The organism is Ruegeria sp. YTSA075 (genome assembly GCF_059610245.1).
The window spans coordinates 512449-536778 of sequence record NZ_JBXWNG010000001.1 but is presented as its reverse complement, the minus strand read 5'-3'; the positions used below and the strand labels follow the sequence as shown (position 1 = coordinate 536778).

The 24330-nt window shown below is 57.4% G+C and carries 18 protein-coding genes and 2 tRNA genes; 12 read left to right on the top strand and 8 right to left on the bottom strand.

The features are described 5' to 3' along the window. The first annotated feature begins 10 nt into the window (after nt 1–10). Entirely contained in the window at nt 11–1573 is a 1563-nt protein-coding gene (locus AC2FGE_RS02725; RefSeq protein ID WP_496817634.1) for an efflux transporter outer membrane subunit, read from the top strand. A 3-nt stretch (nt 1574–1576) separates the two neighbouring features. On the opposite strand, the gene mprF is transcribed toward AC2FGE_RS02725, so the two are convergent. Beyond that, nucleotides 1577–4186, bottom strand: coding sequence for a bifunctional lysylphosphatidylglycerol flippase/synthetase MprF (gene mprF, locus AC2FGE_RS02720; protein WP_496817633.1), 2610 nt, complete (start codon nt 4184–4186; stop codon nt 1577–1579). 90 nt (nt 4187–4276) lie between these two features. Then, nucleotides 4277–4705 carry an Lrp/AsnC family transcriptional regulator gene (locus tag AC2FGE_RS02715; protein ID WP_480826911.1) on the bottom strand — a complete coding sequence of 143 codons (429 nt, stop codon included), beginning with the start codon at nt 4703–4705 and terminating at the stop codon, nt 4277–4279. An 86-nt stretch (nt 4706–4791) separates the two neighbouring features. Here AC2FGE_RS02715 and rocF point away from each other — a divergent pair, with 86 nt between their 5' ends. After that, nucleotides 4792–5712, top strand: a complete 921-nt coding sequence (gene rocF, locus AC2FGE_RS02710; RefSeq protein WP_496817632.1) for an arginase — start codon at nt 4792–4794, stop codon at nt 5710–5712. Beyond that, nucleotides 5712–6755, top strand: coding sequence for an ornithine cyclodeaminase (gene ocd / locus AC2FGE_RS02705; protein ID WP_496817631.1), 1044 nt, complete (start codon nt 5712–5714; stop codon nt 6753–6755). The genes rocF and ocd overlap by 1 nt, the downstream gene beginning before the upstream one ends. A 255-nt stretch (nt 6756–7010) precedes the next feature. Here ocd and AC2FGE_RS02700 read toward each other — a convergent pair whose 3' ends face one another. The 3 genes from AC2FGE_RS02700 to AC2FGE_RS02690 are packed head-to-tail and all read right to left on the bottom strand — an operon-like array spanning nt 7011 to nt 10124. After that, nucleotides 7011–8414 (bottom strand): TRAP transporter large permease, encoded by a 1404-nt coding sequence (locus tag AC2FGE_RS02700; protein WP_496817630.1) that lies wholly within the window; start codon nt 8412–8414, stop codon nt 7011–7013. Nucleotides 8415–8417: 3 nt separating this feature from the next. After that, on the bottom strand, nt 8418–9047 hold the full coding sequence (locus tag AC2FGE_RS02695) for a TRAP transporter small permease subunit (RefSeq protein WP_496817629.1): 630 nt from the start codon (nt 9045–9047) through the stop codon (nt 8418–8420). 60 nt (nt 9048–9107) lie between these two features. Further along, nucleotides 9108–10124, bottom strand: coding sequence for a C4-dicarboxylate TRAP transporter substrate-binding protein (locus tag AC2FGE_RS02690; protein ID WP_496817628.1), 1017 nt, complete (start codon nt 10122–10124; stop codon nt 9108–9110). 427 nt (nt 10125–10551) lie between these two features. Between AC2FGE_RS02690 and acs the strand changes: the two genes are divergently transcribed. The 6 genes from acs (at nt 10552) to AC2FGE_RS02660 (ending at nt 18776) form a co-directional block, all read left to right on the top strand. Beyond that, complete coding sequence (gene acs, locus AC2FGE_RS02685; RefSeq protein WP_496817627.1) at nt 10552–12516, top strand: acetate--CoA ligase; 1965 nt, start codon at nt 10552–10554, stop codon at nt 12514–12516. Between the two features lie 243 nt (nt 12517–12759). Continuing rightward, entirely contained in the window at nt 12760–13044 is a 285-nt protein-coding gene (locus tag AC2FGE_RS02680; RefSeq protein WP_170530242.1) for a DUF4212 domain-containing protein, read from the top strand. A gap of 7 nt (nt 13045–13051) precedes the next feature. Next, complete coding sequence (locus tag AC2FGE_RS02675; RefSeq protein WP_480547136.1) at nt 13052–14836, top strand: sodium:solute symporter family protein; 1785 nt, start codon at nt 13052–13054, stop codon at nt 14834–14836. A gap of 109 nt (nt 14837–14945) precedes the next feature. After that, nucleotides 14946–16769 carry a putative nucleotidyltransferase substrate binding domain-containing protein gene (locus tag AC2FGE_RS02670; protein ID WP_496817626.1) on the top strand — a complete coding sequence of 608 codons (1824 nt, stop codon included), beginning with the start codon at nt 14946–14948 and terminating at the stop codon, nt 16767–16769. A 73-nt stretch (nt 16770–16842) separates the two neighbouring features. Then, a complete protein-coding gene (locus AC2FGE_RS02665; protein ID WP_496817624.1) occupies nt 16843–17361 on the top strand; it encodes a hypothetical protein in 519 nt (172 codons plus the stop codon). Nucleotides 17362–17363: 2 nt separating this feature from the next. Then, nucleotides 17364–18776 carry a 3'-5' exonuclease gene (locus AC2FGE_RS02660; RefSeq protein ID WP_496817623.1) on the top strand — a complete coding sequence of 471 codons (1413 nt, stop codon included), beginning with the start codon at nt 17364–17366 and terminating at the stop codon, nt 18774–18776. 55 nt (nt 18777–18831) lie between these two features. On the opposite strand, the gene AC2FGE_RS02655 is transcribed toward AC2FGE_RS02660, so the two are convergent. After that, complete coding sequence (locus tag AC2FGE_RS02655) at nt 18832–20151, bottom strand: ATP-binding protein (protein WP_496817622.1); 1320 nt, start codon at nt 20149–20151, stop codon at nt 18832–18834. A 44-nt stretch (nt 20152–20195) separates the two neighbouring features. Between AC2FGE_RS02655 and AC2FGE_RS02650 the strand changes: the two genes are divergently transcribed. After that, nucleotides 20196–21110, top strand: a complete 915-nt coding sequence (locus AC2FGE_RS02650) for an MBL fold metallo-hydrolase (protein WP_496817621.1) — start codon at nt 20196–20198, stop codon at nt 21108–21110. Nucleotides 21111–21186: 76 nt separating this feature from the next. Then, nucleotides 21187–21261, top strand: a tRNA-Asn gene (locus AC2FGE_RS02645). A gap of 232 nt (nt 21262–21493) precedes the next feature. Here the strand turns inward: AC2FGE_RS02645 and AC2FGE_RS02640 are convergent. Further along, entirely contained in the window at nt 21494–22096 is a 603-nt protein-coding gene (locus tag AC2FGE_RS02640) for a hypothetical protein (protein ID WP_496817736.1), read from the bottom strand. Between the two features lie 361 nt (nt 22097–22457). Between AC2FGE_RS02640 and AC2FGE_RS02635 the strand changes: the two genes are divergently transcribed. After that, nucleotides 22458–22532: transfer RNA gene (locus AC2FGE_RS02635), tRNA-Asn, on the top strand. Nucleotides 22533–22553: 21 nt separating this feature from the next. On the opposite strand, the gene AC2FGE_RS02630 is transcribed toward AC2FGE_RS02635, so the two are convergent. Then, nucleotides 22554–24173: a long-chain-fatty-acid--CoA ligase gene (locus AC2FGE_RS02630; RefSeq protein WP_496817620.1), complete on the bottom strand. Its 1620-nt coding sequence runs from the start codon at nt 24171–24173 to the stop codon at nt 22554–22556. Between the last annotated feature and the right edge of the window lie 157 nt (nt 24174–24330).

The following is a 24330-nucleotide window of genomic DNA, read 5'->3' as shown; positions in this document are numbered from 1 at the left end:
GACACAGATCATGAAACGGGCCAAACCCTTTCGCCATTTGATGGGAACGGCCCTGTGCGCGGCGATGTTGGCCGCTTGCGCTCCGCTGGGCCCCGATTTCGTACGCCCTAACTCGCCTGTCGTGAAGGAATGGATCGAGGTCAACAATCCCAGTGCCGGACAAAGCGGCCTGACTGCGCGCAGCGCACCGGTTGTGAAGTGGTGGGAGACGTTCAATGACCCCACCCTGAACAAACTTGTGGCCGAAGCCTATGCCCAGAACCTGAGTTTGCAAGTTGCAGGGGCGCGCGTATTGCAAGCGCGGGCGCAGCTGGGGATCGCCTTTGGTGAGCTTTATCCGCAATCGCAGGCGCTTGGCGGATCCCTGCAAAGGCGCCAGATCAGTGACAATCTTGGCCCGATTGCAGATATCAACCGGATCATCCCTTTGGATACCGAGTTTTCAACCTCGCAAGTGGGCTTTGATGCCCAATGGGAACTGGACGTCTGGGGGGCACAACGTCGCGGCGTACAAGCGGCACGGTCGAACCTCGCCTTGCAGGTGGCGAATTACGATGACGCATTGGTCACGCTAACGGGTGACGTCGCCGCGCTCTATGTGAATATTCGTGCTTTGCAGGAGTCCCTTAGCGTCGCCCGAGAGAACATCAAACTACAGCAGGAATCGGCGGATTTGACGCAATTGCGGTTCAACAACGGCGTTACCACCGAACTGGACGTTCAGGAATCGACCGCCCTGCTAAACAACACCAAAGCGCTGGTGCCCGAGCTAGAGAGCGATCTGCAACAGACCAAGAATGCGCTGGCCGTATTGCTGGGCGCGACACCTTCGCGGATGACCAGCCTTCTGGGCAATTCCGGTCGCATCCCATCGGCGCGTTCCAATGTCGCCGTGGGCGTTCCGGCCGAGTTGCTGCGCCGTCGCCCTGATGTTCGCGCCGCCGAGCTGGCCGCCGCCACCCAATCGGCGCAGGTGGGTATCGCCATGGCAGACCTCTATCCACAGTTTGTCTTGTCGGGCTCAATCGGATTGCAAGCATCGGGCGGGCGCGATCTGTTCAGTTCGAACAGCACAACGGGTCTGGCCAGCGCGGGCGTTGTCTGGAACGTGCTGAACTATGGGCGTGTCAAGAACAACGTGCGCGCGCAGGATGCGGCTTATCAGGCGCTGATCGCAAACTACCAGAACACCGTTCTAACGGCCTATTCCGAGGTGGAAAGCGCCATGGTCGCCTATGCGCAGGCGCGTAAGCAGGTCGGGTTCTATCAGCAAAGCGTCGAGGCCTCGCGCAAGGCTGCAGAGATCGCGATCAGCCAATATCGTGACGGGATCGCCAGCTATTCTCGCATTCTGAACACCCAGACTGCGCTGCTGCGTTCTCAGGCCAATCTGATCGAGGCGCGGCAAGAGGTGTCCAGCAATCTGGTCGCTGTCTACAAGGGTCTGGGCGGCGGCTGGCAAATCCGCCAAAACCGGGAATTCCTGCCCGAAACGGTTCTGGCCGAGATGGCATATCGCACCGATTGGGGTGATCTTTTGCAACAGGCCCCGACTGGCGCCAGCCTGAACTAACCTTTACTTCGTCAACCCGCGCAAACCGCCCGAGATCAGGATGTTCACCTCATAAAGGATGCGTGGCGCAGAGAACCCACCGGGGCTGGCCAAGTAATTTGGGCTCCATTCCGGGTCAAACTTTTGTTTGAACGCCCGCAGCCCTTCGAAGTGATAAAACTGCTCTCCGTGTTCATATACAAACCCGCCAATCCGGTTCCAGATCGAGGCGAGTTGGCGGTTCTCGATCCCCGAAAACGGCGCCGCGCCGAGTGAAAACCAGTGGAACCCCTGCTCGGACCCCCAGACCATCATCTCGGCAAAGAGCGCATCCATGACAAAGCTGGGGCTGTCGGGCTCGTACCGCATCAGGTCCAGCGAGAGTTCGGATTTATTGCCCCCCTGAAACAGATTGGCAAAGGCCTTGATCTGCCCGGTCTCTCCGTTTCTCAGCACGGCATGATCAAAATAGGACAGATAAGTGTCATCGAACCCGCCAAGCGCAAACCCCTTCTCAGCCCCCGCTTTTTGCGCCAGCCAATCATCCGAGATTTTGCGAAGTTCTGGCAATAGCGGCGCAAGCTTCTCTTTCGGGATGACCTCAAACACATAGCCTTCCCGCTCAGCCCGATTCTTGGCCTGCCGGAACCGCTTGCGGGACTTGCCGTCCAGCGAGAATTCCTGAAGCGGAACGCGGGCAACCTCACCGATTTTTAGAATCGATAGGCCCAGATCGAGGAAGGTCGGCAGGTATTTGGTCGAGACGCTGTAAAAGGCGCATAGCTTTCCCTCCCGATCAGCCATTTCGCGCAGTTGCCAGATCAGTTGCTGCCCGGCTTTTTCGTCCCCCACGGGTTCACCCTTGGAAATGATGGCGTTGCCCGTATCGGCATAGGCGATAAACGCTGTCTCGTCCGGCGCAATCAGGAACTGTTTGTCTCCAGTCAATGAAATCTGGGACTCCGTGTCTTCGCTCTGCATCACCAGCCGTTCCACGACCTCGGGGATTTCAACGCGCTCTGGCACCGGAATCTCGCGCCCGAACAGCGAGGTGACCGCAACAATGCCCACAATCACCGCTACTATAAGGCTGGAGCGCAAGAAGCGTGAGGCATCGCCGTTCCAAGCAAATTCCCACCACAACGCATTTTGGTATTCGACATGGGAATAGGCAAAAAGGCCGATCCAGAAGATCACCGCCAGCAGAACGACTACGCTGATCAGCCACGGGATATTCAGCCGGAAGATCGACGCCCCGCTGACCCGGTAAAACGCCCCGCGGAACAGTGCCAGAACCGCGATTGTGCCCAACATACTAACGGCTTCGTGTGTATCCAATCCCTTAGCAAGCGACGCTGCAAACCCTGCCACCATCAGCAACATGGCCACGACCCAAGCCCGGTAGAGTTTGCGGAACAGGCCCCTAGAGACCAATAACAGCAATACGCCGACGGCACTGCCCACAAGATGCGAGGCTTCGATGAACGACAAAGGCAAGACATCGCGCAAGACGCTGAGGTTTTGCGAATTTGATGGTAACGCGCCAGAAACCAGCAAAATCACACCAGCAATCGCTGTCACACCCGCCGCCACCATCGGAACAATCGGGCGGATCGCCCGATAGACCCAGCTGGCTGCGCCACCAATCCTCTGGCGCTGCGTCAAGGCCGAGGCGACGGCGATCGACAGACTGGCGATAGCGAAAGGCAGAAAGGTATAGACAACGCGATACAACAGCAGCGCAGCGATCACATCCGACCGACCCGACGCCCCTAATCCCGCAATTACTGTAGCCTCGAATACGCCGATCCCGCCAGGCGCATGGCTTAGAATGCCAGCCGCAATAGCCGCCACAAAGATCGCAAAGAAATAGGGGTAACCTACACCCAGATCGTCCGGCATCAGCACATAAAGTACCATGGATGCGCCAAACAGGTCGCCCATCGCCGCCAGTGTCAACAGGCTGGCCAGTTTCCCGCCAGGCAGATCAAACTCGAACCCCGCGAATGAAAAGCGGCGCCCACCGGTGGCCAGCCAGATAAAAACCGCCACCAATCCGGCCAGTAAAATCAGACCAATAGCCGTCTCAATCGTTTCACTGACGGGCAGAACTTTGGATATCCCGTCCGGGTGCAATGTCAAAAGCACCCCCAGGATCAAAGTCAGCCCCATCCAGAACGCAACCCAAGACGTGGCGATCACCCCTGCGACCCGAGCCAGATCCAAACCCAGTGAGGCGTAAATACGATACCGGATAGCGGTACCTGTGATGTATGAAAATCCTAAACAGTTCGAAACCGCATAACCACAGGCCCCGGCCATGCCCGCAACTGGCAACGGTACCTCGCCGTCTGCAACACTTTGGACGGCAAAGACATCATAAAAGGATAGCGATAAAAAGCTGACGGCCGTCCAGCACAGCGCGATAAAAAACACGGTCCAAGGGGTAGCTGCGATATCAGATTGCACATCCGCCCATTTCACATGGGACGAAAGGTCATGCAGCACTGTCAAAGCGACCAACGTGATCACAACTGGAATGGCAATCCGCACCCACGGCTTTTCCAGAAGGCCTGTCAGCTTTTCGGCCCATTGCAGGGCTTTGGGCTCAACGCCTTGGTCTTGTGCGGTCATGGCTCTGGCCCCTGCCTGTAGATCACCCGTGGCGGAACTGTGTCACAATTTCCTTCCCGGTCAAAGCACTAGGGCAATTAAGACTGGAAATCACAACCGCCCCTTGCGCGTTGACAGCAGCAGGTTGGTCTCGGACCGGGTGATCCCCTCCATCCGTCTGATCTGAAACAGAACTTCGTCCAGCTCAACCAGCGTTTCAGTGCCAATCTCGGCAATCAGATCCCAACTGCCATTGGTCGAATGCACGGCACGCACCTGACGCATGGCACCGATACGCGCCATGGTTCGTTCGGTACCGCGCCCTTCGATCTCCAGCATCATCAGGCCCCGCACCGGACTTTGTGCCTCGTCCTGCCGGGTCAACACGGTGAACCCGACAATCTCGCCGGACTGCTTCAATCGCTGCATCCGACTGCGCACGGTCGTGCGGGTCACGCCCAATGTTTCCGCAAGTTCCGACAGAGATGCGCGCGCATCTCGATGCAAAGCACTGATCAGCCGTGTATCCAGTTCGTCCATTGAACCTTTCCGTTTCGGATTTTCAAAGCCCATTTTGAACAATTTGCGGGCTTCCAGCAAGATATATCGAACGGCTAAATGAATCTATGGAAAGCAAACACATTATTTTGGTCGGGGCCCCGATGGATTCGGGCAAACGACGACAGGGATGCCGGATGGGCCCCAATGCCCTTCGCGTCGCAGGCCTGGATCAGGCGCTCGCCGATCTGGGACATAACGTAGCGGATTGGGGCGATGTGGACCCGGATCAGGTGGATCTGGCACCGCATTCCCATCTGTTCTCACTTCCCGAATGCGTGGGCTGGACCCGCGCGCTCAGCCGTACTGCCGAACAGGCGGCGTCTGAGGGTACGCCCATTTTTATGGGCGGCGATCATGCCCTGTCGATGGGCAGCGTTGCGGGCATGGCCGCGCACGCGAAACAGATGAACCGCCCCCTGTTTGTGCTTTGGCTTGACGCGCACAGCGACTTTCACACGCCGCAAAGCACAGACAGCGGAAACCTTCATGGCACCCCCGTGGCCTATTTCACGGGGCAGCACGGTTTCGAGGCTTTCCCTGCGCTGCCTGCCACCATCCCCACAGATCGCGTTGGGATGATCGGTCTGCGTTCAGTCGATCCGGCAGAGCGCGCCGTCCTGGAACAGAAAAGCGCGATGCTGGCTGATATGCGCAGCATCGACGAACATGGAATCAAAGCGCCATTGATGGCCTTTCTGGATCGTGTCCGCGCCGAAAACGGACTGCTGCATGTTTCACTGGATGTAGATTTCCTGGATCCGGCCATCGCGCCTGCCGTCGGTACAACCGTCCCCGGAGGCGCGACTGAGCGCGAGGCCCATCTGGCCATGGAGTTGCTGCACGAAAGCGGATTGCTCTGCTCGCTGGATCTGGTTGAGTTGAACCCGTTTCTTGATGAACGCGGACGCACCGCGAAACTGATCGTCGATCTGGCCGCCTCATTGATGGGACGCCGGATCTTTGACCGCCCCACCCGGAGCTTCTGATGACCGCACCCTCTGACAAGGCCCTTGTTCCTTTTGTATCCGTCGACAACATGATGCGGCTGGTCCACCATATCGGTGTCGAACAGATGATCAACAGGATCGCAGCTCAGATCGAGGCTGATTTCAAACGGTGGGAAAGCTTCGACAAGACCCCTCGCATCCCGGCCCATTCCCCACATGGTGTGATCGAATTGATGCCCACCTCGGATGGCGAAGCTTACGGGTTTAAATATGTCAACGGCCACCCAAAGAACACCTCCGAGGGTCTTCAGACCGTCACCGCCTTTGGCTTGCTGGCAGATGTCTACACAGGCTACCCCACCCTGCTGACCGAGATGACCATGCTGACGGCCCTGCGTACTGCAGCAACGTCAGCCTTGGTCGGTCAGTATCTGGCCCCGAAGAACGCAACAACAATGGCAATGATCGGCAATGGCGCGCAGTCAGAATTCCAGTGCCTGGCCTTCAAAACCATGTGCGGGATCGACACAGTACGCCTCTATGACATCGACCCGAACGCCACCGCCAAATGCGCCGCCAACCTGCAAGGCAAGGGCCTAAACGTCATCGCCAGCAAAACCGCTGAAGAGGCCATTGAAGGCGCGCAGATCATATCAACCTGCACCGCTGACAAGAAATATGCCACCATCCTGACCGACAACATGGTCGGCCCCGGCGTGCACATAAACGCCATCGGCGGTGACTGCCCGGGCAAGACCGAGCTGCACCGCGATATCCTGTTGCGGTCCGAGATCTTCGTGGAATACCCCGAGCAGACAAGGATCGAAGGTGAGATTCAAGCGCTTGAAGATGATCACCCGGTGACCGAGATGTGGCAGGTGATGACGGGACAAGCCGAGGGACGCAAAGACAATCGCCAGATTACCCTGTTCGATAGCGTGGGCTTTGCCATCGAAGATTTCTCGGCCCTGCGTGTCGTCAAAAACGTGGTTGCCGATACAGCGTTTTATGAGCCACTCGATATGTTGGCAGACCCGGACGATCCTCGCGATCTGTTTGGAATGTTGATGCGGGCAAAGTAACACCCGCGCCGATCCTTTAGTGACCGTGAAGGAGGAGGCTCTGCCCCCGCCGCCCTTCGGGCGCCTCCCCCGGGATATTTTTGGCCAGATGAAGTAATGGATCATTAACCAAAACCACCCAGTATGGAGAGGCGGTACAGGCAGGGATGCCGATGACCGCGCCAGGTGAAGCTCTCTGGGCGGAGGTTCAGAGGGTGGATCCCTGCTTCATCTGGCCAAAAATATCCCGGAGCGCGAGGCAGAGCCTCGCTGCCCCTACCCCGCCAAGGATGGCAAGTAGAGGACAATGCCCGGGAAAGCCACAAGCAGCGCAATTGTCAACGCGTCGGCGATGAAAAACGGTGTCACACCTTTGAATACATCCTGAACGCTCAGGTCAGGCCGCACACCGGCGACGACGAAACAGTTCAGACCAATAGGTGGTGTGATCAGACAGAACTCGGCCATTTTGACGACCAGAATACCGAACCAGATCGCGCACATCGGACCGGACATGCCAAAGGCGCTGTCTGCGGCGCTGACGGTTTCGCCACCGTTCAGGGCCATCACCGCCGGATAGACAACCGGAAGGGTCAGCAAGAGCATCCCGATGGCATCCATGAACATACCCAGCACGGCATAGGCCAGCAGGATGCAGATCAGAATCAGCATCGGGGACATTTCGAGCGACGTGATCCAATCTGAGAACGCACCCGGCAAATCCGCGAAGCCCAGAAAACGCACATAGATCAAGACGCCCCAGATGATCGAAAAGATCATCGCCGTCAGTTTGGCGGTTTCCAACAGGGCAGATTTGAACTCCGGCCAGCGCATGCCGTGGAACAGGGCGAAACAAAAAACGATGAATGCGCCGATTGCGCCGCCTTCGGTAGGGGTGCCCCAGGCTTTGTCGCCAAAAGGGTTATAGACAAAGCAGATGATAATCAGGATCACGGCCACGATCGGAAGGGCTCCGGGCAGTGCGGCGAAGCGTTGTTTCCAACTGAAGCCCGTGACCGGCGGGCCTACGGATTTGAACACAACTGCAATGCCGACGATCAGCAGACCATAGACAAGCGCTGAAAACGCCCCGGGTATGAACCCCGCCAGTAGCAGTTTTCCGACGTCCTGTTCAACAATGATGGCGTAGATCACAAGAATCGCTGATGGAGGGATGAGTGACGCCAAAGTGCCACCCGCCGCCACCACACCTGCGGCAAAGCGTTTGTTATAGCCAACGCTCAGCATCTCTGGGATCGCAATGCGGGCAAACACGGCAGATGTGGCTACTGAAGCGCCAGACACCGCGGCGAAACCTGCAGTGGCAAAGATGGTCGAAACGGCCAGCCCGCCCGGCACCCAGGCGATCCAGCGTTTGGCCGCTTCAAACAAGGCACGGGTGAGACCAGCGTAGTAGGCCAAATAGCCGATCAGGATGAAGGTCGGAATCAGGCTGAGCGTATGGGCCGCCACCTTGGAATGTGGCACCTGCCCGGCTGTTTTCACGGCCACCGTGACGGCCTTGCCAAAACGATCCGGGTCGTAGCCGAACTTGGCCCAGAAAATCCAAACCAGTCCGAACAACCCGGCCAGACCCGCAGCAAAGGCCACGCGCATACCGGTTACAACAAGAAGCAGCAGGAAGCCTGTGACCCAAAGGCCGATCTCAATCGTATCCATGTGCTAGCCCTGCCCGTCGAATTGTTCAGCCTCGGCAGCGGCTTGCGCGGCAGCATCCTGGATCAATGGCACGGCAACCGGCGTTTCGAGCCCCAGAAAAAGGGCCCGCCCATATCCCCAGGCTTGCAGGACCAGCCGCAAACACAGCACAGAAAACGCCGCAGGCGCCAACAATTTCGCAGGCCAAAGCGGGATGCCGATGTCGATTGAACTGTCACGGCTCCACAGCGGAGCGCCGAAATCGAAGGACCGGTCGAAATGTGACCAGCTGCCCCAGACCAGAGCCAGCATCAGGACAAGGATAAGGACGATCGAAACAAGTTCAAACAGCCACAAGGCCCGCCCATGCAGGCGAGAGATCACGATATCCATCCGAATATGCCCACCGTCGCGCTGCACATATGAAATGCCAAGAAACGCGATCAGCGGCATGGCCTGTTCGATCCAGTCCACATAGCCGGGCAGCGGCGCATTAAAGGTGTTCCGACCACTGACCGAAACAACGGCCAGAACCATCAGGCTGAACACGGCGAATCCGCTTATCAGCGCCATGAAACGCTCTAGCATCAGCAAACGCTGATCCAGCTGGCTGAGGCGGCTGCCATCTTCCAGCACCGTGGCTTGACCTGCCATTCCGGTGATCCTTTGTAGTGAAGCTATTCGGGCACCCGGTAAGGGTGCCCGAAAATAGGATTAGTTCCCGCCGCGCTGTTGCTGCAACGTGGCTTGAACAAGATCATAGAGTTCTTGCGCCGGCAGGCCCTGGGCAGACATATCCGCGATCCACTGTTCTCGGATCGGGTCAGCCGCCTTTGTGCGGAACTCTTCGATGACCGCGTCGTCAATCATCACTTTCTGAACGCCTTTTTCGGACAGAACGCTATCCCATTGCTCCAGCAGACCGCCGTAATTCGCCAGATAATGCGCAATTGCTTCGTCAATCGAACTGTCGAGCGCTTCGCGATGCTCGGGCGACAATGCCTCATATGCGTCGATGTTCACAACAACCGGGCAATTCACCGTGCCGGGGTTCAGATTTGCGGTCCACCAATCGGCCTCATTGATCGTGCCGAAGGACAGATGCGCGTGTTGGGCAAAGGCCACGGTGTCGACAACACCGGATTCCATCGCGTTGTAGGCTTCGGTAGCGGGAACTGATGTCGGAACCCCGCCGACAGCCTCGAATGCCTGACCCAGACCGCCGGTGGCGCGGACGCGCATGCCTTCGAAATCGGCCAGTTGATCGCGTGGATCACCGGTACCCACAAGATTGTATTGCGGCATGGGCGACGTCATCAGAATACGTGCATTCCACTGCGCCATTTCGTCGGCCACAGCTGGATGGTCATAGACCGCATGGCTGACAGCGACTTCTTCTTCCAGATTGTTCACGCCCAGGAAAGGCAGTTCCAGCACAGTAATCGCGCGGTTCTTGTCGCGATGATAACCTGCGCAAAACTGCGCGACTTCAAAAGCGCCAATCTCGATCCCGTCTAGGTTTTCGCGCGGTTTGGACAGGCCGCCATAGCTGACATTGATGGTGAACTCGCCACCGGTTTTTTCGCTCACCAGTTCGGAGAGTTTTTCAACATGCTCGGTAAAGGCACGGCGCTTGCCCCAGACCGACGCATTCCACTCCGTTGCGACGGCTTCGGTGACAAAGGCAATCCCAAGGACGGTGACAGCCGCACCGCTCAAATACTTTTTCATTCTGATGTCTCCCTTACATGCACCTCCTCCCGAGGCGCTTGGGAAAAAGTTAGCGCCAACCCCCGCCTCTGCCAACCCCGCAGAGGTGCCAATGGATACGCGCAGGTCATGTTCACACCATGGATCAGGCCTTGGCCCAGTCTGACTTTGAGACGAAACGACGAAAGGGATGATTTCGACGATGGCAGGCAGCATTACAGCTTATGCGTTGATTATCATTACTTTTCCGATATATTTTAAAATTTATTTACAAAAATATACTTGAGAAAGAAATTTTTTGACAAACAAATGCAGGGATTACCGCAATTTATTTATTTATTTTCAGAACGCAGCAATACTGCGCTCGGGGAGGAATGGGATCGACATTACCCGTTCGGCGGGCAAAGAAGATCCAGAACAATCCAGTCCAGAGGGAGGAGCCTCAAAAATGACTACCGCTGCCCAGGCAGATGCCAAGACATATGCGCCGTCCGCAGATACCATCGCCCGCGCGCATGTTGATGCCGCCAAGTATGACGCGATGTATGCAGCTTCGATCAGTGACCCTGACGCATTCTGGGCCGAGCAAGGCAAGCGCGTCGACTGGATCAAACCCTTCTCTCAGGTCAAAGACGTCAACTACGATCTCGGCTCGGTCAAGATCAACTGGTTCGCTGATGGTACGCTGAACGTATCCGCCAACTGCTTAGACCGCCATCTTGAGACACGCGGAGATCAGACGGCGATCATTTGGGAACCCGATGATCCAAATGATCCCGCCCAGCACATCACCTATGCCGAGTTGCACCGCCGCACGTGCCGGATGGCGAACATTCTGGAAACGCTGGGTGTGCGCAAAGGTGACCGGGTTGTGATTTATCTGCCGATGATCCCCGAGGCGGCCTATGCGATGCTGGCCTGCGCACGGATCGGCGCGATCCATTCTATTGTTTTTGCAGGATTTTCACCGGACGCCTTAGCTGCACGCGTCAATGGGTGTGACGCCAAGGTTGTCATCACCGCTGACGAAGCCCCGCGCGGGGGCCGTAAAACGCCGCTGAAATCCAACGCTGATGCGGCCCTGCTGCACTGCAAGGACACGGTGAAATGCCTCGTCGTCAAGCGCACAGGCGGTCAGACCACGTGGATTGACGGGCGCGACTGCGACTACAACGAAATGGCGCTGGAGGCAGATGACTATTGCGCACCTGCTGAGATGAGCGCCGAGGATCCGCTGTTCATCCTCTACACCTCTGGCTCAACGGGTCAGCCCAAAGGCGTTGTTCATACGACCGGGGGCTATCTGGTCTACGCGGCCATGACGCATGAGATCACCTTTGACTACCACGATGGCGATATCTACTGGTGCACCGCGGATGTGGGCTGGGTCACGGGCCACAGCTATATCGTCTATGGACCGTTAGCCAATGGGGCGACCACGCTGATGTTCGAAGGCGTGCCAAACTATCCGGATGCCAGCCGCTTCTGGCAGGTGTGTGAGAAACACAAGGTCAATCAGTTCTATACAGCCCCGACCGCTATCCGTGCGCTGATGGGCCAAGGCACTGAGTTCGTCGAGAATTGCGATCTTAGCGACTTGCGCACATTGGGGACCGTAGGTGAGCCGATCAACCCTGAAGCCTGGAACTGGTACAATGAGGTTGTCGGCAAGGGCAAATGCCCAATCGTGGATACATGGTGGCAGACCGAAACCGGTGGCCACCTGATGACCCCCCTGCCCGGTGCACACGCGATGAAGCCAGGTTCGGCCATGAAACCCTTCTTTGGCATTCAGCCCGTGGTTCTGGACCCGCAATCCGGGGTGGAGATCGAGGGCAACGGCGTCGAAGGCGTTCTGTGTATCAAAGACAGCTGGCCCGGCCAGATGCGCACCGTTTGGGGCGATCATGAACGGTTCGAAAAGACCTACTTCTCGGACTATAAAGGCTACTACTTCACCGGTGACGGCTGCCGTCGAGACGAAGACGGTGACTACTGGATCACCGGTCGCGTTGACGATGTGATCAATGTCTCGGGCCACCGCATGGGCACTGCCGAAGTCGAAAGCGCGTTGGTGGCGCACGCCGCCGTGGCTGAGGCCGCCGTAGTGGGCTATCCCCATGAAATCAAAGGGCAAGGTATCTATTGCTACGTCACTTTGATGAATGATCGTGAGCCTTCGGATGAGCTGTTGAAAGAGCTGCGCACTTGGGTTCGGACCGAGATCGGGCCGATTGCCAGCCCGGATGTCATTCAGTGGGCCCCCGGCCTGCCAAAGACCCGTTCGGGAAAGATCATGCGCCGCATCCTGCGCAAGATCGCCGAAAACGACTTTGGCAGCCTGGGTGATACCTCTACCCTGGCCGATCCGTCAGTGGTTGAAGACCTAATCGAAAACAGGGCCAACACCTAGGCCCTGACCTAAGACCACCTCATCGCCCGCTCTGGAGGATCTTGCGGGCGATGAGACACACGAATGGGAGGAGATAGGCCGCAAGGCTTTGATCCTGAAACCGAATACTTCGATTGAACCGCCTTGGCGGAACAGCGGAGTTTTGCCGAACGTCTAAGAGCGTTTGGCACAACCAAGAAGCGGCGCATCGCACTGGAGGAGTTGTGCAGCGTCGCCCAAGAGGGAAGCGAAGGAGGACACCGCATGGCGGATCATTCATCAAACTCCGCGCAGGCTGCCGATGCCGATAAGGGCTATTGGCAGGCCAACCTGCGCCTCATCTACATCAGCCTCGTTATCTGGGCGCTGGTGTCGTTTGGATTCGGCATCCTGCTGCGTCCGCTTCTGTCGGGGATCGCCATCGGCGGCACCGATCTGGGCTTTTGGTTCGCTCAGCAAGGATCAATCCTGGTCTTTCTGGTGCTGATCTTCAACTACGCCTGGCGCATGAACAAGCTGGACGCTGAATACGGCGTGGACGAGGAGTAAGCGAGCAATGGATCAGTTTACCATCAACCTGCTGTTTGTTGGCGCATCCTTCGCGCTCTACATCGGCATCGCGATCTGGGCCCGTGCTGGGTCCACATCTGAATTCTACGCCGCCGGTCGCGGCGTTCACCCGGTCACCAATGGTATGGCGACAGCGGCAGACTGGATGTCTGCGGCCTCGTTCATCTCGATGGCGGGCCTGATTGCCTTTACCGGCTATGACAACTCGACCTTCCTGATGGGTTGGACCGGTGGCTACGTGCTGCTGGCTCTGCTGCTTGCCCCCTACCTGCGTAAGTTCGGCAAGTACACCGTCTCGGAATTCATTGGCGACCGGTTCTACAGCCAAACCGCACGTGTCGTTGCGGTTGTCTGTCTGATCGTTGCGTCGGTGACTTACGTGATTGGTCAGATGACCGGCGTAGGCGTGGCCTTTGGTCGCTTCCTTGAGGTCGACAACACCACAGGCCTGCTGATCGGTGCCGCAGTTGTGTTTGCATACGCGGTGTTTGGTGGGATGAAAGGCGTGACCTACACTCAGGTCGCTCAGTACTGCGTGCTGATCACCGCCTACACCATCCCGGCCATCTTCATCTCGCTGCAGCTGACAGGCACGCCGATCCCGGCCCTGGGTCTGTTTGGCGACACCGCAAGCGGTGAGCCGCTACTGACCAAGCTGGATGCGATCGTGACCGAGCTGGGCTTTAACGAATACACAGCCCACCACTCGAACACGCTGAACATGGTACTGTTCACGCTGTCGCTGATGATCGGTACTGCTGGTCTGCCGCACGTGATCATGCGCTTCTTCACTGTGCCGAAAGTGTCTGACGCCCGTTGGTCCGCTGGCTGGACGCTGGTGTTCATCGCTCTGCTGTATCTGACCGCCCCTGCGGTTGGTGCCATGGCGCGTCTGAACATCAGTGAAATGATGTGGCCCAATGGCGGCATCGAAGGTGGTGCTGTGAGTGTCGAACAGATCGACAATGACCAGCAATATGACTGGATGGCCACGTGGCAGAAAACCGGTCTGCTGGACTGGGAGGACAAGAACGGCGACGGGAAAATCCAGTACTACAACGACAAATCCGAAGCGATGCAGGCCATTGCGGAAGAAAAAGGCTGGGTTGGTAACGAGCTGACCAAGTTCAACCGCGACATCCTGGTTCTGGCGAACCCGGAAATTGCCAACCTGCCGGGTTGGGTTGTGGGTCTGGTCGCTGCCGGTGGCCTGGCTGCGGCGCTGTCCACAGCTGCGGGTCTGTTGTTGGCGATTTCGTCAGCGGTGTCCCACGACCTTGTCAAAGGGGCGATCAACCCGTCGATCTCTGAAAAGGGCGAGCTTCTGGCGGCGCGGATTGCCATGGCTGTGGCCATCGTGGTCGCAACATGGCTGGGTCTAAACCCACCGGGCTTTGCGGCGCAAACCGTGGCCCTGGCCTTTGGTCTGGCGGCAGCCTCGATCTTCCCGGCGCTGATGATGGGGATCTTCTCGACCCGCATCAACAACACCGGCGCGGTCGCTGGCATGATGGCTGGCCTGGTTGTGACCTTGGTCTACATCTTCCTGCACAAAGGCTGGCTGTTCATTCCGGGTACCAACTCGTTCACCGATGCTGACCCGCTGCTGGGTCCGATCAAGTCGACCTCGTTCGGCGCTATCGGTGCAATGATCAACTTCGGCGTTGCTTACGTCGTTGCCGGTATGACCAAAGAGACTCCGCAGGAGATCGTTGAATTGGTCGAAAGCGTTCGCATTCCCCGTGGTGCTGGCGCAGCTCAGAATAAATGAGCATGATGCGGTGCATGGATAACCTCTATGTGCCGCGTCTTTCGACTTACTGTTCCCGCCCGGCATTCCACCGGGCGGGATTTTTGCTTGGAGATTATTGAGCGTTCTGATGACCCTGTCCCAATCGCAGATCACCCGGTTTCTGAAATCCGTCCATCCCTATGACGCTTTGGCCGAGGACGTGCTGGAAGATATTGCGCGCCGGGCGGACATTCAGGATGTGGACGCGGATGCGCAGCTTTATGATCTGGGGCACACCCTGCCCGGCGTGTTTCTAATCTACGAAGGGCTGGTTGAGATCACGGATGAAAACGGTGCCGTTGTCTCGCAACTCGGATTGCGCAATTCCTTTGGCGAACGGGGCTTGCTGCGCAATGGCAAAGCCGCGACACGTGCAACCGCGCAACGCGCATCCATCCTGATCATCCTGCCGCCCGATCTGGTACAGGATCTGGTCACCTCGCATGAGATCGTATCCCGGTTTTTCAACCGGACCCGCGGGGATCGTTCCGGCCCGCAGAGCCTGGCCACCAGTGCCATCGACGTTCTGATGGCCCGTGATCCCGCGACCTGCCTACCCGATACCCCCGTCCCCGAGGCCGCGCGCCTGATGCGCGACAAGAAGATTTCATCCCTTTGCGTGACAGATGCCGAGGCGTTGTTGGGGATCGCAACCCTGCGCGATATCTCAGGCAAATACGTGGCGGATGCACTGCCCCCAGACACTCCGATTTCGGAGATCATGACCTCAAACCCCATTACGCTTTCCCCCACGGACATCGGGTCTGATGTGCTGCATATCATGATGGAGCGTGGGATCGGTCATATTCCCATTTGTAATGCGGGTCAGTTGGTCGGAATTGTGACGCAAACCGACCTGACCCATTATCAAGCGGTGAACTCGGCTGAGTTGGTGCGCAGAATTGCCCATGCCGGTTCCCCCGCTGAAATGGCAACCGTTACGGCCGAGATACCGCAATTGCTGGTCCAGCTTGTGGCCGCAGGAAACCGGCACGAGATCGTGACGCGTCTGATTACCGATATCGCTGATACCGCCACACGACGCTTGCTCGCGCTGGCCGAGGATAAACTAGGCGCACCGCCTGTTCCATATCTGTGGCTGGCCTGTGGCTCGCAAGGTCGGCAGGAACAGACAGGCGTATCCGATCAGGACAATTGCCTGATGCTGGACGACAGTGTCACCGACGACGACATGCCTTACTTTCAATCTCTGGCCAAATTCGTCTCGGACGGGTTGGATGTCTGCGGGTATTTCTATTGCCCCGGCGACATGATGGCGACCAATCCGCGTTGGTGCCAGCCTCTGCGGGTCTGGCGCGAGTATTTCAGCGGCTGGATCGCTAAACCCAACCCTGAGGCGCAGATGCTGGCCTCAGTCATGTTTGACCTGCGTCCCATCGGCGGCACGTTTGATCTGTTTGCCGATCTTCAGGCAAATACGCTGAAAGCGGCCAGTTCGAATTCGATCTTTGTGGCCCACATGATCGCAAACTCGCTGAAGCACACCCCACCTTTGGGGCTGTTTCGCGGGTTTGCCACTGTTCGGTCAGGAGAACATCGCAACACATTGGATCTAAAACATAATGGCGTGGTGCCTGTGGTTGATCTGGGCCGCATCTACGCCCTGCAAGGGCAGTTGACCGAAGCCAATACCCGCGCGCGGCTGAAAGCGGCTGAGGCGGCTGGCGTGCTCAGCCCCTCGGGTGCACGGGACCTTTTGGATGCCTATGACCTGATCGCTGAAACCCGCCTGGAACATCAGGTTCGAAGGGTCAAATCAGGCACGGGCCCGGATAATTACCTGCCCCCCTCGGATCTATCGGATTTCGAGCGCAGCCATCTGCGCGACGCCTTTGTGGTGATTAAGACAATGCAATCTGCGGTTGGTCATGGCAAAGGGATGCTGGGCTAGGATCTGTTGACGCTCTGGTACAGCAAATGAATTGAAGAAGGGGCCGTCTGCGCCCCGAAAGTGGAGGAAACAGATGTTTCTGGAATTGATCGGCACAATATTCGCAGGCTTCGCCTTTGCCGGGGTCGTGATGGTGCTGAACAAGGTAACCGGTGGCCTGTTGCCCCGATGGGCAACCCCAGTTGCGGCAGGTCTGGGTATGATCGGGATGACCATTGCCAGCGAGTATTCGTGGTATGACCGCACCCGCGACACGCTGCCTGACAGTCTGACGGTGATTCAAGAGGTTGAAAGCCGCGCAATCTACCGCCCATGGACCTATGCGGTGCCCTTTGTCGATCGCTTTGCCGCCATCGACACGGTCTCGCTGCGGACCAATGATCAAGTGCCGGATCAACGCCTGGTCGACCTGTATTTCTTTGGCCGCTGGGCGCCGCGTTCGATGGTTCCTGTTGCGGTTGACTGCGCTCAGAACCGGCGCGCCAATCTGGCCGATGGGGCCGAGTTCGGGGCTGACGGACAACTGGTAAACGCCGATTGGTTCACAGCTGGTAGCAGTGACCCAATCATTGAGGCCACCTGCGGAGTGTAATCATGCTGACCCGCCTCAGCCTTCGACTTAGGATTTTCCTGTTCTTCTGTTTGCTTGCCTTAGGCGGGCTCTTGGTGACGGCTTTGGCTTTGGGGCTCAGCTATACCCGCGCAGGCCAGCCAGAACTTCTGGATGCATTCGTTTTCTCTGGACTTCTGATCGGGTTTGGCCTGCTGGCACTGGTCGCAGGGATTTGGCTGCTGTTTGACGACAATATCGCAAAACCGATTGAGCGCATTTCGGCACAGCTTCGCGCCCGTGCCCATGCCGGCGTTAGCACGGACATGGATATGCAGGCCGCGCGCTACCTTGGCGATCTGGCCCCCGCAGCCGCGGGGCTTGCCGATCAATTGTCGGATAAGACGTTGAATATAGCCGAGGCTGTGGCGACCGAAACCGCTGCTTTGGCCACGGAAAAAGAACGCCTGACCGCTTTGCTCACCGAAATTCCGGTGGCCATGCTGCTGGCAAGTCCGACGCACAAGATCGTACTTTATGATGCGCAGGCGGCTGAGGTTCTGGCCCAGATTGCGCATCCGCGCCTGAATGCTTCTCTGTTTGAGTATCTCAAATCAGACTCGCTGGAGGCCGCGTTTAAACGCCTGACAAAAACCGGGCTGGATGTGGATTGCACCTTGCACAGCGTCGACGACAAGCAAAGCTATCAGGCGCGGATGAAACCCTTGGGTGATGCGCCGGGATATATGCTTATCTTCGACGATAGCGCGGCCCGCATTGCACCGGATTCGGCACGCCCGCTGGTCTATGATTTCGATCTGCTGACAAGCGCGGCAGAGGAAGCATTTGAAACCCGGAACCTGACGGATTTGTGCTTTGTCGTATTCGATACGGAAACAACCGGCCTGCTGCCCCACAAGGATGAGATCGTTCAAATCGGCGCGGTGCGCGTCATCAAGGGTCGGATCGTTGCGGGTGAACAGCTGGATATGCTGGTCGATCCGGGCATTCCAATCCCAGCGGCTTCGACCAAAGTGCACAAGGTCAGCGACCACATGGTTCAGGGCGCACCAGATATTGGTCAGGCGGGGCGGATACTCCACCAATTCGCGCAGGATGCGGTGATCGTCGCCCATAACGCTCCGTTTGACATGGCTTTTCTTCGCCGTCATGCGCAGCGTATGGGCGTTGAATGGGACCACCCCATTCTGGATACCGTCCTGATGTCAGCAGTTCTGTTTGGCGCCAGTGAGACGCACACGCTGGACGCCCTATGCGAAAGGCTGGACATCACCATTCCTGACGCTTTGCGTCATACGGCATTGGGGGATGCGGTGGCGACGGCAGATGCATTGGTCAAGATGCTGCCGATGCTTGAGGCGCGCGGGATGACCACCTTCGGCGCGGTAATTTCAGAGACCCGCAAACATGGACGGCTGCTGGAAGATTTGAACTGAGTTCGAGACAGCGCTCTAACAATCGATTCTTGGGCGCGTGTATTTCTTAGGCCCCCTATCGTCCGATTATGATATCGGCACACAAACCGCCCAATCGCTCGCTTTGAGCCAGCCGCAGAACGCCGCCATGTGCCCGCGCCACATCCGCAACAATTGCCAAACCCAGCCCGACTCCGCTGCCTTGATTCTGGTTGCGGGCCGGATCAAGGCGCGAGAACGGCTTTACCGCCTCGGTACGTCGATCCGCGGGAATGCCCGGCCCATCGTCTTCAACCCGGATTCGCAAGGATTTTGGGGTGATCGACAGGCTCACATCGGCACGGCTGCCATAGCGCACCGCGTTGCTGATCAGGTTCTCAACCGCCCGCCTCATGGCCATCGGACGCAGCATGACGGTGCCCTGCCCGTCGACCTCGACCAATACGGCCGCATGGCCCGCCCGTTTGGCATCTTCAACGATCTGGTGCACAAGGATTTCGATGTCGACCTCTTCCGGCGCACCTTCGGCTGCCCCGCGCGAGAAGTCCAGAAAGGCATCCAACAGAGACTGCATCTCGGTCACGTCCTGCTGCATCGGTGCGGCCTCATCTTCAGGCAGCATCGACAAGCCCAGCTTTAGCCGGGTCAAAGGCGTTCGCAGATCATGGCTGACACCAGAAAGCATCATTGTTCGCTGTTCGATCTGCCGTTCGATCCGGGCGCGCATGTCCAGAAAGGCGTTGCCTGCTGCGCGCACCTCAATCGCTCCGCCGGGCGTGTAGTCAACCACCCGCCCCCGCCCAAAGGCCTCGGCAGCCTTGGACAGCCGCGTGATCGGACGCAGCTGATTGCGCATATAAAGAAACGATATCGAAGTCATCACGATGGCGAAAAACACCATTGTCACGATCAACTGGTGCGGGGCCGTAGGCGCAAGCCGCCTGCGGTCGAACACAAGTTCCAGTGTGCCCAAGGGCGTGTCCATGTAGAGCCGCACGTCCGGTCCATTGGGTAAAGCCACCGCCTCAAGATCAGGCAGCAGAGCATACAAATCCGCCTCAATCTGCGGGGCGATGAAATCATACCAGCGCCCGGTGCCGATATCCGGCGCTTCGTTGAGATCGAGGAACCGAACGCTCATCTCAAGCGCGGCCAGATCGGGGCGCACAGCAGCCAGTGCCTGTTGCTGGGTCTCAACGCCCTCCATCGCACCGGTCACCAGATTGACCTCGCGCGCAGCAGCACGGACCATTTGCGCTGTCACGTCCTCAAGATGTCGCTGCAGGAAAGCATTTCCAACAACCAGCAGCAGGACAATCACCGGCAAAACCAGAATCAACGCCGCCCGGGCGTAAAGGCTGCGCGGCAGATAGGGTTTGAGCCATTGCGAAGACATGCGCTAAACCTAGCGGGCTGCCCGGGCAAGAGGAAGAGGACAGAATGCAGGCGCCAGATGATTTCGACCCACCCGTCGGGCTTGCGATGGAATTGCAACCGGGACTAAGGCGCATTCTGGCCCCCAATCCGTCACCCATGACTTATCGTGGGACCAATACCTATCTACTGGGCACACGGGATCTAGCAGTTATCGACCCCGGCCCTGCGTCCGAGGCACATCTGCAGGCCATTCTGGACGCACTAGAGCCCCGTCAAAAGATCAGCCATATTTTCGTGACCCACAGCCATTTGGATCATTCGCCGCTGGCTGCACCATTGGCCGCTCGAACGGGCGCGCAAATCCACGCGTTTGGAGGACCGGAGGCCGGGCGCAGCGCGGTCATGTCCCAGTTGGCGCAAAACGGCCTGGCTGGTGGTGGCGAGGGGATTGATCAAACGTTTCGCCCGGATGTTGAAATCGCGGATGGTGAGTTGATCGAAGGCGACGACTGGCAACTTGAGGTGATCCATACACCAGGGCATCTGGGCAATCATATCGCGATGGCCTGGGGTCAGACCTGTTTTACCGCAGATCACGTGATGGGTTGGGCCAGTTCGCTGGTCTCTCCTCCGGATGGAGATCTGACGGATTTCATGTCCGCCTGCTATCGCCTGCAAGAACGCAGTTGGTCTGTGTTTCATGCCGGTCACGGCGCACCTATCACCGACCCGACCGGGCGATTGGCGTGGTTGATTCAACACAGGCTCGGCCGCGAGGCGCAAATCCTGACGGCGCTGGAAGACCGCCCCGGCACCGCCCGGCAATTGGCCCAGCGCATCTACACGGAAACACCCAAAGCGCTGCTGCCCGCAGCAGAGCGGAATGTCTTTGCTCATCTGGTTGACCTGGTTGGAAAATCCAATGCAACGCACGAAGGAGTACTATCGGCCGAGGCCGTCTTTTACCGGCAGGCATAGGCGCAAAGTTTTTTCCCAAAACGCGCGCTTCCCCACTGGACGGCAAAAATCGGGGTTGGTATATGGCGCAAACCGTTCCGGCGTAGCTCAGCGGTAGAGCAGTTGACTGTTAATCAATTTGTCGTAGGTTCGATCCCTACCGCCGGAGCCAAAGATTTCAAGGACTTAGCGGTTGCCCGCTAGGTCCTTTTTCTTTGCGAGTACCGGGTCAGTACCGCAAACCATGCCATTTGATCCCGGTCTTGTCGCTCGTCGGCGACCAAAAGGACTATCGCGAGTCTCTGTTTGGTTGCCGCGTTTCTATATCGCCAGATCGCCAGACGTACAAAACGCCGATTGGGTGTCTATGACTTGCCTAACTCAAACGCCGTTCGGCGGTCATTTTAAGGAAGCGTCAAAAGGCGGATAATACGAACCAACCGATCCGCTGGTATTTGCATAGGCTCAACTTTGAAGATTGCCATACGGCCAACAAGAACCGGCTTCTTCAGAAACTCTTCGGTCGCCTGCAGACGTGGCCGATCACCGTAGTCATCAATTAAAAGTGTCACTGGTCGGGTGATATTGAAAGCCGTTGCCAAGGCGCAGCCAACGCGAAATCTACCATCGACAAGCACGACGTCCGGGTGCTTAAACCCTTCGCTTTGCCAAACTGACAAAGGGTATCGGGGGTATCGTCCTGATTTGTCCTGATTTACCGGGAAGCCCCACTTCTTTGTATCACCTATATCCACCCAAGAGATGTTAACTTCGCTGCCAGTGCTAGGAGGGTTCTCACGAAACCAACGCCGCATTTTACGCGCCCAAATTCGATCACTCTCGACACTAAAAACCGTTTTGTCTTTCATCTCGGCAGCCAGAACGGTGGAACCACCAGACCCGTATTCAAGAATGACAGAGGCGGCCTCATAATGCTCGCGCAGAACGTTCTGCGCCTCTTCAGGCATTGTAAGAACAGGTTTTTCTAGTACGGATGTCTTCAACACACTCTCCAGGTCCAAAGTGCAGTTTCCCCCAACCTTTGTCGAAGGTCGCGATGAATACCAAATGTAATCCAGCGATACCACTTATCTTCTCATCCACACGACCAAGTGGCAACGACATCTCATGTCATAACATTTCTTCGACCTAGCTTGGCTGCGTCGGAGGCAGAATACTAAAGAAGAACAGCGCCCAAATCACAATTTACGCATTAAACCGCTCTTGATTTCCATTTGGCTCAAGGTCGTTGGTTTCGGTTTAGCAAGCCCCTCAAAAGGTCTCACGAGCGCCCGCTTTCTTTTTTGGAAAAAACTTACAACTCACTCTGGACGGGGCGAAATCTGGTTGCTATACGGCGCGAACCGTTCCGGCGTAGCTCAGCGGTAGAGCAGTTGACTGTTAATCAATTGGTCGTAGGTTCGATCCCTACCGCCGGAGCCATTCTTCCCCAGTATCGCAGGATCAGTCGGTCATGGCTGTTTCGAAATCGGCACGCAGGTTCCGTTTCAGCACTTTACCCGTGGCGTTCAGGGGCAAAGCCTCAACAAAAACAACTTTATCCGGGATTTGCCATTTCGCGATCTTGCCCTCGAAGAAAGCCAGCAATTCCTCTTCACTGGGGTCCTGCCCCTCGGCCTTGACCGCCACCAGCAAGGGCCGTTCATCCCATTTTGGATGCGGGACACCCACAACAGCGGCGGTGGCAAGCTTGGGATGAGCCACGGCGATGTTTTCCAGCTCGACCGAGCTGATCCATTCGCCGCCTGATTTGATGATGTCCTTGGACCTGTCTCGAATCGTCATGTACCCATCCGGGTCCAGTGTTGCCACATCTCCGGTGGCAAACCAGCCATTCTGCAACAGCGTCTGATCCTGCATCAGGAAGTAGCTGTCCAACACCCATGGGCCACGTACCAGCAGATCGCCCTGGGTGACACCATCATGAGGCAGTTCCTTTCCATCATCATCGACGATTTTCAGCTCAACCCCGTAAGGCGGTCGCCCCTGACTTTCGCGCAGCTTATGTTGTTGATCGATTGGCAGATCCCGGTGTTTGGCCATCGGTGTATTTGCCGTGCCCAGAGGGCTCATCTCGCTCATGCCCCAGGCGTGAACCGTATCGACACCGTAAGTGTCGCGGAAGGTTTCGATCATCGACGGTGGACAGGCCGCACCACCAATCACGGTGCGTTCCAGACTGGTCAATTCGCTGCCAGATTGAGCTGCCTGCGCCAGCAATCCCTGCCAAATCGTCGGGACCCCCATGGCTAGTGTCACGCCATAGGTGTCGATCAGTTTGACCAGAGACGCGCCATCCAAGCCCGGCCCCGGCAGAACCATTCTGGATCCTGACATCGCGCAGGCATAGGGAGAGCCCCAGGCATTGACATGGAACATCGGTACAACCGGCATCACCACATCCATGGCGGAATAGCCGATCACGTCCCGTGTGTTCGATCCAAAGCTATGCAGCACGGTTGACCGGTGCGAATACAGAACCCCCTTTGGGTTACCTGTGGTGCCCGAGGTATAGCAAAGGCTGGACGCCGTGTTTTCGTCAAAGCTGGGCCAGGCATAGTCTGCATCGCCGGTTTCGATCAGTTCGTCATAGAACGCGACCCCATCAATCTGGGCCAGCGCTTCGTCATTGCGCGGCCCCATCAGGACAAAATGGCGAACCTCTGTCAGCGATGGCTTTAGTGCAGCAACCAATGGAATGAAGGTGGCATCAAAGAACAGAACCCGGTCTTGCGCGTGGTTGATGATATAGGTCAGTTGCTCGGGAAACAGGCGCGGGTTGACCGTGTGGCACACATATCCGGCGCCCGAGGTTCCGTAGTAGATCTCAAGATGGCGGCGGTTGTTCCAAGCCAGCGTACCGATCCGGTCCTGTGGCTCAAGGCCCAGCTTGCCCAGCGCCGAGGCCAGTTTACGCGCATTGGTGGCGACCTCAGACCAACTGGTCTGCGTCACCGTTCCATCCGTTTCAACCGAGTGTATCTCGGTCTGACCGTGATAGCGTTCGGCGTGTTCGATCAGCGACGAGATCAGCAAAGGCTGCGTCATCATCTGTCCCAGCATGGACATCCTCCCCATTTCTCGGCTTAGCCTTTTGCGGCCATGGCCGTGTCATCGACACCTAGGGGCGATGCCCCATGGGTCAATTCCGTTCTCCTCAGAAGGAACCCTGCCAAGCATTTAATTGTCTTACAATATCAGAATGCTGCCTGCCCTAAGG